General features: G+C 38.1%; 14 protein-coding genes. 5 read left to right on the top strand and 9 right to left on the bottom strand.

From position 1 onward, the window contains the following. The first annotated feature begins 5 nt into the window (after positions 1-5). A complete protein-coding gene (locus OZP13_RS06710; protein ID WP_281299100.1) occupies positions 6-626 on the top strand; it encodes an L-threonylcarbamoyladenylate synthase in 621 nt (206 codons plus the stop codon). A 111-nt stretch (positions 627-737) separates the two neighbouring features. Here the strand turns inward: OZP13_RS06710 and OZP13_RS06705 are convergent, their stop codons facing one another. The 3 genes from OZP13_RS06705 to OZP13_RS06695 form a co-directional block, all read right to left on the bottom strand. Then, positions 738-1,571, bottom strand: coding sequence for an OmpA/MotB family protein (locus tag OZP13_RS06705; protein ID WP_281299099.1), 834 nt, complete (start codon positions 1,569-1,571; stop codon positions 738-740). 79 nt (positions 1,572-1,650) lie between these two features. Next, positions 1,651-2,637: a glycosyltransferase family 2 protein gene (locus OZP13_RS06700; RefSeq protein ID WP_269243084.1), complete on the bottom strand. Its 987-nt coding sequence runs from the start codon at positions 2,635-2,637 to the stop codon at positions 1,651-1,653. Further along, on the bottom strand, positions 2,638-3,099 hold the full coding sequence (locus tag OZP13_RS06695) for a type I restriction enzyme HsdR N-terminal domain-containing protein (protein ID WP_281299098.1): 462 nt from the start codon (positions 3,097-3,099) through the stop codon (positions 2,638-2,640). A 48-nt stretch (positions 3,100-3,147) separates the two neighbouring features. On the opposite strand from OZP13_RS06695, the gene holA reads away from it, so the two are divergent. Both holA and OZP13_RS06685 read left to right on the top strand, forming a co-directional pair. Then, positions 3,148-4,152, top strand: a complete 1,005-nt coding sequence (gene holA, locus OZP13_RS06690) for a DNA polymerase III subunit delta (protein ID WP_281299097.1) — start codon at positions 3,148-3,150, stop codon at positions 4,150-4,152. Positions 4,153-4,204: 52 nt separating this feature from the next. Beyond that, positions 4,205-4,387, top strand: coding sequence for a CAL67264 family membrane protein (locus OZP13_RS06685; RefSeq protein WP_281299096.1), 183 nt, complete (start codon positions 4,205-4,207; stop codon positions 4,385-4,387). Between the two features lie 74 nt (positions 4,388-4,461). Here OZP13_RS06685 and OZP13_RS06680 read toward each other — a convergent pair whose 3' ends face one another. Next, on the bottom strand, positions 4,462-6,069 hold the full coding sequence (locus tag OZP13_RS06680) for an ice-binding family protein (RefSeq protein ID WP_281299095.1): 1,608 nt from the start codon (positions 6,067-6,069) through the stop codon (positions 4,462-4,464). Positions 6,070-6,371: 302 nt separating this feature from the next. Between OZP13_RS06680 and ettA the strand changes: the two genes are divergently transcribed. Further along, positions 6,372-8,063 carry an energy-dependent translational throttle protein EttA gene (gene ettA / locus OZP13_RS06675; RefSeq protein WP_281299094.1) on the top strand — a complete coding sequence of 564 codons (1,692 nt, stop codon included), beginning with the start codon at positions 6,372-6,374 and terminating at the stop codon, positions 8,061-8,063. A gap of 455 nt (positions 8,064-8,518) precedes the next feature. Here ettA and OZP13_RS06670 read toward each other — a convergent pair whose 3' ends face one another. Then, complete coding sequence (locus tag OZP13_RS06670) at positions 8,519-8,932, bottom strand: thiol-disulfide oxidoreductase DCC family protein (protein ID WP_269243081.1); 414 nt, start codon at positions 8,930-8,932, stop codon at positions 8,519-8,521. A gap of 145 nt (positions 8,933-9,077) precedes the next feature. After that, on the bottom strand, positions 9,078-11,243 hold the full coding sequence (locus OZP13_RS06665) for an endonuclease MutS2 (protein WP_281299093.1): 2,166 nt from the start codon (positions 11,241-11,243) through the stop codon (positions 9,078-9,080). A gap of 176 nt (positions 11,244-11,419) precedes the next feature. Here OZP13_RS06665 and ung point away from each other — a divergent pair, with 176 nt between their 5' ends. Next, entirely contained in the window at positions 11,420-12,088 is a 669-nt protein-coding gene (ung, locus tag OZP13_RS06660; RefSeq protein ID WP_269243080.1) for a uracil-DNA glycosylase, read from the top strand. 100 nt (positions 12,089-12,188) lie between these two features. Here the strand turns inward: ung and OZP13_RS06655 are convergent, their stop codons facing one another. From OZP13_RS06655 to OZP13_RS06645, 3 genes are all read right to left on the bottom strand, one after another. Further along, positions 12,189-13,058 (bottom strand): nucleoside phosphorylase, encoded by an 870-nt coding sequence (locus OZP13_RS06655; RefSeq protein ID WP_281299092.1) that lies wholly within the window; start codon positions 13,056-13,058, stop codon positions 12,189-12,191. 110 nt (positions 13,059-13,168) lie between these two features. Then, entirely contained in the window at positions 13,169-13,498 is a 330-nt protein-coding gene (locus OZP13_RS06650; protein ID WP_269243079.1) for a translation initiation factor, read from the bottom strand. 243 nt (positions 13,499-13,741) lie between these two features. Then, the gene (locus OZP13_RS06645) at positions 13,742-14,692 is read right to left on the bottom strand and encodes an isopenicillin N synthase family dioxygenase (protein WP_281299091.1); all 951 of its coding nucleotides are present in this window, start codon (positions 14,690-14,692) and stop codon (positions 13,742-13,744) included. Positions 14,693-15,032 lie beyond the last annotated feature (340 nt).

Here is a 15,032-nt window from a genome sequence, read left to right as displayed (position 1 = left end):
AAAAAATGGCACAATTCATAAAAATATACGAAGACAAACCCAGCGAAGCGGCAATTGCCAAGGTCGTGAAGGTTTTAAAAGACGGCGGTTTGGTTATTTATCCCACCGACACGGTTTACGGTTTGGGTTGCGATATTACCAATACCAAGGCTTTGGAACGCATTGCCAAAATAAAAGGAGTGAAGTTGGACAAAGCCAATTTCTCCTTTATTTGTCACGATTTGAGCAATCTTTCCGATTATGTGAAACAAATTGACACGGCCACTTTTAAGCTGTTGAAAAGAGCTTTGCCAGGACCCTATACTTTCATTTTGCCAGGAAACACAAACCTTCCAAAAGAATTCAAGAAGAAAACCACGGTCGGGATTCGTATTCCCGATAATTCGATTGCCTTGGAAATTGTTCGCCAATTGGGCAATCCCATTGTTTCGACTTCGATTCGGGACGAGGACGACGTAATTGAATACACCACCGATCCAGAACTTATTTTCGAGAAATGGCAAAATCTTGTCGATGTCGTTGTTGATGGTGGCTACGGAGACAACATCGGTTCCACCATCATCGACTTGTCCGGTTACGAACCCGTGGTCGTGAGAGAAGGCAAGGGGAGTTTGGATATACTTTAAATATTAGATTTACGATTTTAAAACCGCTATAAAACAAAAACGTCCCGATTGCTCGGGACGTTTTTATATTTATAATCAACTGAATACTAATTACTGTTCACTGACCACTAATTATTTAGCTTGTTTTTTCATTTCTTTCTCCACCATATCATAGAACTGGTCAATTTTTGGCATTACATAAATACGAGTTCTTCTATTTTTAGCTTTGTTTTCAGCAGAATCATTTGCCACTAAAGGAACATAAGAACTTCTTCCTGCTGCAATTAATTGTGCTGGATTAACACCTAATTGAGTCGATAATACGCGGATGATTGATGTAGAACGTTTTACGCTTAAATCCCAGTTGTCAACAATCACTCCGTTTCCGTTGTAAGGAACGTTATCTGTATGACCTTCTATCATACATTCAAAATCTGGTTTGTCATTTACCACTTTGGCCACTTTTGCCAAAACTCCTTTTGCTTTGTCCGATACTTCATAGCTACCGCTTTTGAACAACATTTTATCAGAGATGGAGATGAAAACAACTCCTTTGTCAACATTGATTTCGATGTCTTCGTCATTCAATCCCACAACAGATTTCAAACTGGTCACCACGGCAAGAGTAACACTGTCTTTTTTAGTTAAAGCGTCTTGCATTCTAGAAATTTTCAAATCTTTTTCTTTGATGGATTCTAATGCTTTTTCAATATTTTCAGCACCTTTTGCAGTCAAGACAGTCATGTCTTTTGAGGTAGTGATTAAATGTTGGTTTTGGTCTTTCAAAGAGGCCGCTGTTGCAGCAAGTCCAGCTTTTTCTTCCAAACAAGAGTTTAATTTTACAGTGCAAGTATTTAACAAGTCTTGAGTTTCTTTGTTTCTAGCTTCAAGATCCGCATATTTCTTTTTAGAAACACAAGAAGTCATGAACACCAATAAGGATAGGGCAATAACAATTTTTTTCATAGATGATAAAATTTAATTAAACGTGAATTACAAAGTTAGTTTTTTAAGATTAGAATTCTGATTTAAATCTTTGTTAAAATTATTTTTCAAAAACCTTGCCACCATTGAAAAAATATTGAAAAACGATGCTTTTGATTTTATAATATTTTTCAGATTGAAACGGTTCTCTTTTCTTATAATGCACAGAAACAAGCGAATAAAATGAAAAATGCGCTTTTAAGATTGCCAACAAATGTTTGAACTTTCCTTGTGAAAGAAATTGCATTCCAGCAACGCCATCCAGAATAAGGCGAATGAAAATCACGGGAATTAATTGTTTTTTAGGAAGATTTTTCAACAACATCAACAACGAATTCCTGAAATTCAAAAAAGTTTTCTTTGGATTTCCTTGTTGCAAAGTTGCTCCGCCCACGTGATACACGACCGATTGTGAATTGTATTTTATTTGATGCCCTTTGTTGAAGGCGCGCCAACACAAATCTATTTCTTCCTGATGGGCAAAAAAATCAGCATCGAAACCTTTCAACTCTTTGTAAACCGAACTTCGGATAAAAAAACAGGCACCCGAAGCCCAGAATATTTCGCAATTATCGTCGTATTGTCCGTTGTCTTTTTCCAAAGTTTCAAAAACGCGTCCACGACAGTAGGGATAACCGTATTTGTCTAAAAATCCACCGGCAGCACCGGCATATTCAAAGTACTCCTTTCGTTTGAAATCCAGAAGTTTAGGCTGGATTATGGCAGTTTTTGGTTCGTTTTCGAATGTTTCGACGATGGATTTCAGCCAGTTTTCCGTCACTTCAATATCCGAATTGACCAAAGCATAAATCTCGGCATCAATGTGTTGTAAAGCTTCATTGTAACCTTGGGCAAAGCCAAAATTACTTTCGTTTTCAACAATCTTAACCGTTGGAAAATTGGCTTTCACGAAGGCAACGGAATCATCTGTCGAAGCATTGTCGGCCACATAAATGTCGGCTTCGGGAGAATATTTTACAATGGATGGTAAAAATTGCTCCAATAATTTTGTTCCATTCCAATTGAGGATTACTACGGCTATTTTCATTTAATTCTTTGTATTTTTCAATTCATAATCTGGCAATTCCCTCAAAAACTCATATTTCTCGTTCTCAAAATCCATTTGGCAAAAGTAATGATTCAAACCATTGGTCACCATCAAATATTGGGCTTTCAGGGTCATGTTGTAACGGGCGATTTGGTCAAAAGTGGCTTGTGCGGTTTTGATTTCGGGCGCTTTGCATTCCACCAAAACAAAAATGGAACCATCGGGATTGAAAACCACGATATCGTATCTTTTTCGCAATCCGTTGACGTTCAAAACTTTTTCGACGTTAATTAATGATTTGGGGTATTTTTTTTCTTCCAACAAAAACCGGACAACGTGCTGGCGAACCCATTCTTCGGGAGTGAGAATGATGAATTTTTTCCTGATTTCGTCGAAAATAGACACTTTATTTTCGCTATTTTTGAAACGAAAAGAATACGAAGGAAAATTGAGTTGCTGCATAAAACAAAAGTAAGACTTTTGGATAATAGATAAAAGAGAATAGACAAAATGGACGAAGTTTTAAAAATAGTCAATGACATCAAGGCGGGCAACATCAAGCCCATTTATTTTTTGATGGGGGAGGAATCGTATTATATTGACAAATTATCCGATTATATTGAAGACAAAGTGTTGTCGGAAGACGAGAAAGGTTTCAATCAAACGGTTTTGTACGGGAGAGACGTAACGATAGAAGACATTGTTTCGACCGCCAAACGCTACCCGATGATGGCGGAACGTCAAGTGGTTATTGTAAAGGAAGCCCAAGATTTGTCACGTACCATCGACAAAATCGAAAGTTATGCCGAAAACCCAATGCCATCAACCGTTTTGGTTTTTTGTTACAAATACAAAACCTTGGATAAACGAAAAAAAGTGACCAAACTGTTGGCCAAAAACGGCATCGTTTACGAAAGCAAGAAACTGTATGAAAATCAGGTTGGCGATTGGATCAAACGGGTTTTGGCGGGCAAAAAATATTCCATCGAACCCAAAGCCAATGCGATGTTGGTCGAATTCTTGGGAACGGATTTGAGTAAAATCAACAACGAATTGGAAAAACTGCAAATCATTTTGCCGAAAGGCAGCACGATAACGCCACATCATATTGAGGAAAACATCGGTTTCAGCAAAGACTTTAATGTATTTGAATTGCGAAAAGCCATTGGAGACCGAAACCAATTGAGAGCTTACACCATTGCCGATAATTTTGCCCAAAATCCGAAAGACAATCCTATAGTGATGACCACGAGTCTGGTTTTTAGTTTTTTTGTCCAATTGTTGAAATACCATGGATTGAAAGACAAAAATCCCAACAATGTGGCCAAAGTATTGGGCGTAAATCCTTTTTTCTTGAAGGATTATGACATTGCACTCAAAAATTATCCCATGCGAAAAGTAAGCCAGATTGTTACTTCTTTGAGGGATGTTGACGTGAAAAGCAAAGGAGTTGGTGCGAATGCCTTGCCTCAATCAGATTTGCTGAGAGAAATGCTTTTTAAAATTTTTAATTAGCGAAAAAAAAATTGCGATATTTGCAGTTCGAAAAAAAAATAACACTACAATTATGGGAATGAATAAAAACACCATTTTAGGATGGGCCACGTTGATAATGATACTAATGGGATTGCTATTGATTGGGCTAGGAGCTTTTAGATATTATGAGGTAGCCGGATGGGGATTTGCTGCTGTTGGTGTGGGATTTTTGGCGAATGCGTGGGTTTTTAGCGCCTTGAAAGGCAGAGTTTAATAATTGCAAGAAGTATATAAAAAAAAGGCTGTCTAAAATTAGACAGCCTTTTTTTTATACCAAAAAGTTAGTTGTTATTTGGCTAATAATTTTCCAGTTTGAATGGTTTTACCTTTGCTGATTACTTTGTAGAAATAAAAACCTGAATTTAGACTACTTGTTTCTAAAGTGGTAGTTTTTTCAGTAACTGCTGCTTTTTTTACTTCTTTACCAAAAGCATCATACATTATAATTTGAGTATTGCTTATTTCAAAAGTATCGTCAATGACAACAGTAAGAGTCGAATGAAAAGGATTAGGATAAACTGATATTTTCGGAGACTCATTTAATGAGTGGACACCCATTGTTGCGCAACCAGCAGTCATAACGACAGCTACTGCAGCTGTACTTAATGCTCCTGTTGTAGTAAATACTCTACCTTCAAGTGCTACTCCTGTTGTAAAGTTAACTGCACCATTGTTGGCTACAATTGTTCCTTTCAATTCAGAATAGTCGCTAATTAATACAGCACCATCTATTTTCCAATAGACGTTTTTGGCTTGAGCTCCGTTAATCAAAATCACTTTAGCGTATGTACTTGTTGAAAGAGCACCATTAATTTTAATAACAAAAACAGCATTAGCATTTCCTTGTGCATTCAAGTAAAGTGTATTAGTAAGGACAGTTGCTGCATTCAATAAATAGGAGTGAGGCGTAAGGACAAGATCATTTCCAAATTGTGCTGGATACAATAATTCAATGTCAAATGGTAGGACATTTAAATAATTATAAACCTCAATCAAATCGGCTGCTGCTTGTGCGGTAGAGGTATCAGGAATAGGGTGTATTGCTCCAGTCACACTTAGTGCATCAAAACCAGTTGTTAAACCTACATTTGTACCAACATCACCTTTAACAGTTGTTATTCCTGCGTTCGAAACAGCACCGTTTGAAGAAAAGATGGCATAACATTCTGTTGATTTTAAATCAGGAGCTACAGGTCCATTAAGTACTAGACTTCCACATCCAATAGGAGTATAGGATGAAATACCATCAACATTTATTGCCCCAGTAGTCGAAAGTGCTCTACCTTCTAGTGAAACTCCTGTATTCATTACTATTGCTGCATTATTGGCAATAACGGTTCCTTTCATAATAGTTCCAGTTGCCATACTTACCAATCCTTCTATTTTCCAAAACACGTTACAAGCTTGAGCTCCGTTCACTAATTTTATTTCAGAATTGGCATTCGTTGCAAAAGCACCATTAACTTGAAATATAAAAACAGCATTTGGATTTCCTTGTGCATCTAATGTTAAGTCCAGATTTAATGTCGCCACGCTTGGAATTGAATATATGCCAGGAGGAAGAATTTGTCCATTACCCAATAAAGGGGCAGGAAAATAATTTGGAATGGCACTGTTTAATTGATTGTAAGCAATTAATAAATCAGCACCAGCTTGAGCACTTGTTCCGTCTCCGTCGTGCATTACACCATCCACATTGCCAAAACCAGTGCTTGAGCCACTATTCGTTCCAACGTTTCCTGTGAGGTGAGTAATTCCTGTATTTGTTACTGCTCCAACGGAAGAAAATAACACGAAATTGGCTGATGTTCCTAGTGTTGGAGCCTGACTAAAACTTAAATTTTGCATAAATAATAGCGAAAACACCATTATTGTACTAAGTAGTCTTGTTTTCATTTTTTTTTTATTTTATTTATGAAATAATTTTCATTCAACAAAGGTGGTCGTCATTTTCCTTTTTAATGTTGTTTAATTATAGTGAATAGTTGTATTATTCACACGTTTTGAATTTGATATATAATGACAGTATTTTGGATCAAATTTTGAAAACTGATTCTTTTATTCTTTAGTATTTAAAACTTTTTTTGTTATTATATTGTAATATATTTGCACGATAAAAAATAATTGAATGTTTAGATTTTAGATACTTTAAAATAAACAGACCTCAAAAATTATTAAAAAAATAAAACAATACTAAAATGGCCGACGATAAAAAAGTAATTTTCTCAATGCAAAAATTGAGTAAAACCTATCCAGGAGCAGATAAACCTGTTCTTAAAAATATTTATTTGAGTTTCTTTTACGGAGCTAAAATTGGAATTTTGGGACTCAATGGTTCTGGAAAATCTTCCCTTTTGAAAATTATTGCAGGAGTTGACAAAAATTATCAAGGCGATGTGGTTTTTCAACCGGGTTATACTGTGGGTTATTTAGAGCAAGATCCGCAATTAGACGATTCCAAAACCGTAATCGAAATTGTTCGTGAAGGGGTTGCCGAAACGATGGCCGTTCTTCAAGAATACAATGATATCAATGATTTGTTTGGTCTTGAAGAAAACTATTCCGATCCAGACAAAATGGACAAGTTGATGGATCGCCAAGCCGCCTTGCAGGACAAAATTGATGCGCTGGGTGCTTGGGAAATAGACACGAAACTAGAAATTGCCATGGATGCTTTGCGCACGCCAGAAGGAGATACACCAATCAAAAACCTTTCGGGTGGTGAGCGTCGTCGTGTGGCTTTATGTCGTTTGTTGTTGCAACAACCCGATGTTTTGCTTTTGGATGAGCCTACCAACCACTTGGATGCCGAGTCGGTACTTTGGTTAGAGCAACATTTAGCGCAATATAAAGGAACCGTAATTGCGGTAACGCACGACAGGTATTTCTTGGATAACGTTGCCGGTTGGATTTTGGAATTAGATAGAGGAGAAGGTATTCCTTGGAAAGGAAATTATTCTTCTTGGTTGGATCAAAAATCAACAAGAATGGCACAAGAAGAGAAAGTGGCATCTAAACGCAGAAAAACCTTGGAGCGTGAGTTGGACTGGGTTCGTCAAGGAGCCAAAGGCCGTCAAACCAAACAAAAAGCACGTTTGCAGAATTACGACAAATTATTGAATGAAGACCAAAAGCAATTGGACGAAAACTTGGAAATCTACATTCCAAATGGTCCCCGTTTGGGAACCAATGTTATCGAGGCCAAAAATGTGGCCAAAGCTTTTGGGGATAAATTGTTGTACGACAACTTGAATTTTAAATTGCCACAAGCAGGAATTGTTGGAATTATTGGACCAAACGGTGCCGGTAAATCTACTATTTTCAAAATGATCATGGGTGAAGAAAAACCGGATGCAGGAGAGTTTTTGATTGGTGATACCGTTAAAATCGCTTATGTAGATCAAGCGCATTCGAACATCAATCCCGACAAATCCATTTGGGAAAACTTTGCCGATGGTCAGGAATTAATCATGATGGGCGGAAAACAAGTGAATTCAAGAGCTTATTTGTCTCGTTTCAACTTTGGTGGTGGAGAACAAAACAAGAAAGTATCGATGCTTTCCGGTGGAGAACGTAACCGTCTGCACTTGGCGATGACCTTGAAAGAAGAAGGAAACGTACTTTTATTAGATGAGCCAACGAATGATTTGGACGTGAACACGCTTCGTGCATTGGAAGAAGGTTTGGAGAATTTTGCCGGTTGTGCCGTGGTAATCTCGCACGACAGATGGTTCTTGGACAGAATTTGTACACACATTTTGGCTTTCGAAGGTAATTCCGAAGTGTATTATTTCGAAGGTGGCTTCTCAGAATACGAAGAAAACAAGAAGAAACGTTTGGGTGGCGATTTGACTCCAAAACGTTTGAAATACAGAAAATTGATTCGATAATAATCAACTTTCTGTTTCCAATAAATACAAAGAGAGGATATCCAAGTAGATATCCTCTTTTTTTTTTTGTAATCTTATTTTTTGGATTTATTTCGAAGGTAGCTTCTCAGAATACGAAGAAAACAAAAAGAAACGTTTGGGTGGCGATTTGACTCCAAAACGTTTGAAATACAGAAAGTTGATTCGATAATAATCAACTTTCTGTTTCCAATAAATACAAAGAGAGGATATCCAAGTAGATATCCTCTCTTTTTTGTAATCTTATTTTTTGGATTTGTCAGTATAACAACGACTTCAATTAAACCAATTATTACTAAACCAAAAACAACTATTACTAAAAATGAAACGCTTTAACAGTATTATAGTTGACAAATATCCTGTGATTATTAAGATTAGTCAAATGTACTACTACTATAGAGTTTGGGATATGATAAATATCATATTGGTGCATTTTTTTACAAAAATTTTGATTTTAGTTCGGGAGTTGGTATCAGGCAGCTTTCTTTTTTGCCATACCACTTGTACCTATTCTTGGCAACGTAATCGTAAACTTGGTTGCTGATACTGGTTGGAATAATCCTGAAAACAGTTCCGAAATGCCAGAATCCGCCCAAATTTTTGGCAATTTGCAATGCCGCTTCCGATTTGTAATAATAGGCAATTCCAGGTTCGTACAAAATGATGCTGTCGATATTCTTTGGATTTATTCCAATATGATTCAAAATTTCTTGTCCCAAGTCCGATTGCAAGGCCACGAATCGAAACACGTCTTTCTTGTCGTGTTGAATCACGAATTGCACCGCTGAGTCGCATAAATTGCAAACGCCGTCAAAGAGGATTATTTTTTTGTTGGGAGGGAGGTTGAGCATAATTAGGTTTTGTAGTGAATCTTTGTCAAAGTTTTGAACTTTGACAAAGTTAAGGTTAATTGATTTTTATGTCATTTAGAACGCAGTCAAGGTGTTGCAAAAGTTCTCGACTCCGGTCGAACTGACAACTGCGACTGAATGCTGATTACTTTTTGACCGCTTCCACCAATTCCAGTTCATCCAAACTCACTTTCGAGGTAAACATTCCGTAATTGACCGTGGCCTTGTTTTTTTCGATAGAATCAATACTTCCCACAGCTTTTCCGTCTTGCATTCGCACTCGGTCACCCACTTTTAAAATAGGTTTTGGTTTTTCGATGACGGGTTTCAGTTTCTTTTCTTTCTTTTCAATCCTGATTTCCTCTACTTTGACCTCGATTTCCTTGATGACTTCTTTTTTCTTTTCGATAATGGCTTTAGCCTCTTTAGGCGTGGCTTTCTTGCGTTTGGAGTTTTCGATTTCAACCAATTTCAAGAATTCGCCAATCAGGTCTTTCTTGTTCTTGTTGTTGAAATATTTCTCGGCAATGTCTTCTATTTTTTGTCCAATGTAGATTGTTTTTTGGTTGCTGTCGTACAATTCCTGGTAGCTTTCCAGTTTTTGCTTGATTTTGACATTGATAGTTTCCATTTTTTTGCTTTCTTCCCGCGCTCTGGTTTCTTCTTCTTTCAAATTGATGGAAGTTTTTTCCAGTTTCGAACGCTCTTTTTGAAGAGTCGCAATAGTTTTGTCAAAACGCACTTTTCCAACTTCAATTTTTTTCTTGGCACGATTAATTAAACCATAAGGGATTCCGTTTTTTAAGGCTACTTCAAACGTGAAGGAACTTCCGGCTTGACCCAAAACCAATTTGTACATGGGTTCCAAAGTCTTTTCGTCGAACAACATATTGGCGTTTATGGCAAAAGGCAACTCGTTGGCCAGAATTTTAAGGTTCGAATAATGGGTGGTTATGATTCCAAAAGCTTCGCGATGGTAGAATTCTTCCAGGAAAATCTCTGCCAAGGCACCTCCCAATTCCGGGTCGGAACCGGTACCAAATTCATCTATCAGGAACATAGTTTTCTTGTTGCATTTCTTCAAGAAGTAGTTCATGTTCTTCAAGCGGTAACTGTAGGTACTCAAATGGTTTTCAATGGATTGGTTGTCGCCAATATCTGTCAGGATTCTGTCGAACAAAAAGGTTTCACTGCGTTCGTGAACAGGAATTAGCATTCCGGATTGCAGCATTAATTGGAGCAGTCCAACGGTTTTTAGCGATATGGTTTTTCCTCCGGCATTAGGGCCAGAAATCACGATGATTCGTTTTTCTTGGTTTAATTCAAAAGTTTGCGGATGCGTGATTTCGTTTTTCTGCTTGTTGTTCAAATACAAAATAGGATGGAAGGCGTCCCTGAAAAACAATCTTCTTTCTTCGGTAATCGTCGGCAAAATTCCGTTGATTTTGTTGGCATATTTTGCCTTGGCAGCCACCACGTCAATGTCGCTCAAGAAATCCTGGTATTGAATAAGCAAAGGCAAAAATGGACGAATCTGGTTGGACAATTGTTTCAGGATTCGGGTGATTTCTTCCTTCTCCTCGTATTCCAAATTGCTTAATTCTCGGGAATATTTCAAGGTCAATTCGGGTTCGATATAAGCGATACTTCCTGTTTTGGAACTGCCCAAAATGGTTCCTTTCACTTTACGGCGATACATGGCCAAAACCGCCAAAACCCTGCGATTTTGTACAAAACTTTCTTTAATATCGTCTAAATAGCCAAGCGAATTGTATTGGGTCAAAGCCACGCCAAAACTCTGGTTCACCTTGCCGCGAACGAGATTCATGCTTTTGCGAATTTCGGATAATTGGGGAGAAGCATTGTCTCTAATCTCTCCATATTTATCCACTACCACATCAATCAAACTGCTGATTTCCTTGGTGATTTGGATTTCGGAAGCCTTTCTGTTCAAGTAAGGATAATAATCGTCGAATTTTTTCAAGAAATTCAACAAGAAATTCGTGGTATCCGAAATGGTGGCAATTTTTCTAAAACCTCCCACTTCGAGAAAACTGTCTTCAATTGCCAAGAATTTGATTTCATACGTGATGGCATCAAAACCGTGGTTGGGAATGGCGTTGTTGTTTTGGAAAGACGACACATATTCCGAGGTTTGCATCAAGGCATTCATCAAAGTTTCCTTGTCCCGGAAAGGGGTTATTTCCAGCGCTTTTTGCTTGCCGATATCGGTGTTGCAAATATCTGAAATAGTTTCGAGAACGGTCGGGAATTGTAGGTCTTGAAGTGTTTTTTCTGTAATGGATATCATTTAATTCTTGAATTCTTTTCGATACAAAAATAAGATTATTTAAAGGAGAAACATAATGTTATTTCACGGAGATTCACAAAGATAAAAGCACAAAGTCACGCAAAGATTTTTTATGTGAATGTGTTTTGTGAATCTCTGTGAAATCTTCGTGTATCTTTGCGTAATAATTTTTGAATATGCAACCCAACCTCAATCCTTCTTGGCAATCCATTTTATCCGAAGAAATCCAGAAACCTTATTTCAAGGATTTGATGCATTCCGTTGATGAAGAGTATCAAAACCATACTTGTTTTCCACCAAAGGGATTGGTTTTTGCCGCTTTCGATTATTGTTCGTGCGATGATTTGAAAGTCGTTATTATCGGTCAAGATCCGTATCACGGAGTTGGAGAAGCCAATGGTTTGTGTTTTTCGGTCAATGATGGCGTAAAAATTCCACCTTCCTTGCGCAATATTTTCAGGGAAATGAATGACGATTTGAGTACTATTTTCTTTCCCAATTCCGGGAATTTAGAACGTTGGGCCAATCAAGGCGTTTTGCTTTTGAATGCCTCGCTTTCCGTCAGAATGGACACTCCCAACAGCCACAAACACCTCAAATGGGGTGCTTTTACCGATGCCGTAATCCAGAAAATATCGGAGGAAAAAGAGAACGTGGTTTTCCTGCTTTGGGGAAGTTTTGCCCAAAAGAAAGGTGCTAAAATTGACAGAACCAAGCATTTGGTTTTAGAATCAGGACATCCTTCGCCCATGAGTGCCAATCAAGGGAAATGGTTTGGCAACAAACATTTTAGCCAAACCAACGCCTATTTAAAATCGAAAGGTAAGACCGAGATTGAGTGGTAAATGATGTCATTGCGAGGAACGAAGCAATCACATTTGTTGCTCTCGTTTGTTGCTCTCATAATGCGATTGCTTCGTTCCTCGCAATGACAGATAATCGTAATTAATTTTCAGCCAATTTCTCCAAAGCATAAGCAATCAATTCATCAACAGCTTTATAGGGATCTTGGCTGAAAGTTCCATTGGCACGATTGGCAATGATGGCGTTTAATGACAAACAATTGTGTCCCATCAATTTTCCTAAACCATAAATGGCACTCGTTTCCATTTCGAGATTGGTCATTCGGGTTCCTTCATGATTGAAGCTGTCCATCTTGGAATTCAAGCTTTCATCCTGGATGTTCAGGCGCAAAACACGTCCTTGTGGGCCATAGAAACCACCGGCAGTTCCGGTTATTCCCTTGAAAATTCTATTGCTTTCCATACGTTTTTCCAGTTTCTCGGAACAAGCAATGATGTAAGGACGCCCTTTTTTCAAATCCCAATTGGTGTGTTTGATGAAAGCGTCTTCCATTGCGATTTCCGAAATATCGTCAATCAAGTAGGAGCGGAGCATGTTGTCCAAGCCCAATCCGTATTTTCCCATCACGAAACTGTCCACGGGAATATCTGCTTGCAAGGAACCGGATGTTCCAATTCGGATAATGTTTAATGAAACCAGGTTTTCTTTTGGTGTCCTGGTTTTCAAGTCGATGTTGACCAAGGCATCGAGTTCGTTCATCACGATGTCGATATTGTCTGGTCCAATTCCGGTGGACATCACGGTGATTCGTTTGCCTTTGAAAAGACCCGTTTGGGTTTTGAATTCTCGTTTTTGGGTAGAAAATTCGATGCTGTCGAAGAATTGTGTTATTTTTTCGACACGGTTTTGGTCGCCCACGAATATGATGTCTTGGGCAATGTGTTCCGGCAACAAGTTCAAATGATAGACGCTTCCGTCTGGATTGAGTATTAATTCTGATGATTGTATCATAGTTTGTTTTTTGCCACAAAGGCGCAAAGGCGCAAAGTGATTTTAAGTGTTTTATTTGATTATAGTTCGATTTTTAAACTGAATACTGCGACTGTACACTGTCCACTAATTTAACCGCCCACGCGTTTTACTTTAAAGCCTTTTTCTTTTAGTATTTGCATAATTTTATCGCGATAGTCGCCTTGAATGATGATGGCATCGTCCTTGAAAGTTCCGCCAACACTTAATTTGGTTTTGATTTCTTTGGCCAGCATCTTGAAATCTTCGTCGGTTCCTTCGTAGCCTTCGATGATGGTGGTGGCTTTTCCTTTTCGCTTTTCGAATTTGCAAATCATCGGTTCTTTTTGAATGAAAAGCAGGTGCTCTTCTTCCAGTATTTCTTCCGGTTCCGATTCGATGTGGTCGGGGAATAAATTTTTTAATTGCTCTTGTAAGTCCATTTTTTTTATTTTTTTGGAGGCGGATAAAGCGATTTGATGCCATTTGTTCTTGCTTGTTTGTCAGGCTGAAAGCGTCTAGACTATGTTGCTCTCGTTTGTTGAGACGCTTCCAGCGTGACAAACCTAATTATAATCAAATACACAATCTGTTAAAACCTGCATTATCCGTGTTCCATTTTCTTCTAAAACCAAAAAAGACATCAAGCAAAAACTCAATGTCTTTTTACAGTATAAATTTATAAATTATTTTTTGATTAATCCCAAATCTACCAATCTTTCGTAGAGGTATTCTCCGGCTGTGATGGCTTCGAATTTCTTTGGGTTTTCGGCATCGATGCAGTTTTCCAGGCAATCCAATTTCATGTCGCTCACGGGATGCATGAAAAACGGGATGGAATAACGGGAAGTTCCCCATAATTCCCTTGGTGGATTGACCACTTGGTGAATGGTGGATTTCAATTTATTGTTGGTGTGACGGGACAACATATCGCCCACATTGATGACCAATTCGTCCGGTTCGGCAATGGCGTCAATCCAATCGCCGTCGTGGGTTTGTACTTGCAAACCTCGACCTTGAGCACCCATCAAAAGCGTAATCAAGTTGATGTCGCCGTGGGCTGCGGCACGAATGGCGTTTTCGGGTTCCGTTGTAATGGGTGGATAGTGAATGGGACGCAAAATGGAATTGCCTTCTTTGGCGTATTCGTCAAAATAGAACTCGTCCAAACCAAGATGTAAAGCCAAAGCCCTCAATACATAAACACCTGTTTTCTCCAGCATTTGGTAGGCTTCTTTGCCCACGATGTTGAAACGGGGCAATTCTTTTACTTCGACATTATCTGGATATTCCGAAGCGTATTTCGAGTCTTTTTCCACGTATTGTCCAAAGTGCCAAAACTCTTTTAAATCGCCTTCTTTTCGGCCTTTGGCGTGTTCTTTTCCAAAAGAGACATAGCCTCTTTGCCCGCCAATTCCAGGAATTTCATAACCGTGTTTTGTTTCCAATGGCAAAGCGAAAAAGTTCCTGATTTCGCCATACAATTCTTCGACCAATTGGTCGTTTAAAAAATGGCCTTTTAGGGCTACAAAGCCAATCTCTTCAAAGGTACTTCCGATTTCATTTACAAATTTTTGTTTACGTTTTGGGTCATCCGAAAGGAAATCACGCAAGTCAACACTGGGAATGTTTTGCATAGTATTATTTTTTAAAACGGGATAAGCATCCGCTTTCCGAGGCAAATTTAGAAAATTAATTTTAATAAAAGTGTTGGGTTTGAGCAGGGCATTTGTTTTTAAAAAAAATAACCACAAATTGCACAAATTCACACAAATTCTTGAAACAACTAAAATTAGCGACCTGATGGAGTGTGTATTGGCGAAGCAAAATCAATTTTGAATACTAATAAAATTTGTGCAATTTGTGGCTCAAAAAAATAATAAGAATGCCAATGCACTTTGATTGCAGTTCATCAAAACGGTTCTGTTCGTTAATTTTGTACATCAATTTGTAACTGATTTATGTACAATGCGACCT

The organism is Flavobacterium limnophilum (genome assembly GCF_027111315.2).
Lineage (GTDB): Bacteria > Bacteroidota > Bacteroidia > Flavobacteriales > Flavobacteriaceae > Flavobacterium > Flavobacterium limnophilum.
Note: the sequence above shows the minus strand (reverse complement) of the source record. Positions and strands in the feature narration are given on the sequence as shown.

Coding starts and splice junctions, on each gene's coding strand:
- OZP13_RS06670 (WP_269243081.1), bottom strand. CDS start 8,932: ATGCTCAACCTCCCTCCCAACAAAAAAATAATCCTCTTTGACGGCGTT.
- OZP13_RS06685 (WP_281299096.1), top strand. CDS start 4,205: ATGGGAATGAATAAAAACACCATTTTAGGATGGGCCACGTTGATAATG.
- OZP13_RS06700 (WP_269243084.1), bottom strand. CDS start 2,637: ATGAAAATAGCCGTAGTAATCCTCAATTGGAATGGAACAAAATTATTG.
- OZP13_RS06705 (WP_281299099.1), bottom strand. CDS start 1,571: ATGAAAAAAATTGTTATTGCCCTATCCTTATTGGTGTTCATGACTTCT.
- OZP13_RS06665 (WP_281299093.1), bottom strand. CDS start 11,243: ATGATATCCATTACAGAAAAAACACTTCAAGACCTACAATTCCCGACC.
- OZP13_RS06710 (WP_281299100.1), top strand. CDS start 6: ATGGCACAATTCATAAAAATATACGAAGACAAACCCAGCGAAGCGGCA.
- OZP13_RS06645 (WP_281299091.1), bottom strand. CDS start 14,692: ATGCAAAACATTCCCAGTGTTGACTTGCGTGATTTCCTTTCGGATGAC.
- ung (WP_269243080.1), top strand. CDS start 11,420: ATGCAACCCAACCTCAATCCTTCTTGGCAATCCATTTTATCCGAAGAA.
- OZP13_RS06695 (WP_281299098.1), bottom strand. CDS start 3,099: ATGCAGCAACTCAATTTTCCTTCGTATTCTTTTCGTTTCAAAAATAGC.
- holA (WP_281299097.1), top strand. CDS start 3,148: ATGGACGAAGTTTTAAAAATAGTCAATGACATCAAGGCGGGCAACATC.
- OZP13_RS06680 (WP_281299095.1), bottom strand. CDS start 6,069: ATGAAAACAAGACTACTTAGTACAATAATGGTGTTTTCGCTATTATTT.
- ettA (WP_281299094.1), top strand. CDS start 6,372: ATGGCCGACGATAAAAAAGTAATTTTCTCAATGCAAAAATTGAGTAAA.
- OZP13_RS06655 (WP_281299092.1), bottom strand. CDS start 13,058: ATGATACAATCATCAGAATTAATACTCAATCCAGACGGAAGCGTCTAT.
- OZP13_RS06650 (WP_269243079.1), bottom strand. CDS start 13,498: ATGGACTTACAAGAGCAATTAAAAAATTTATTCCCCGACCACATCGAA.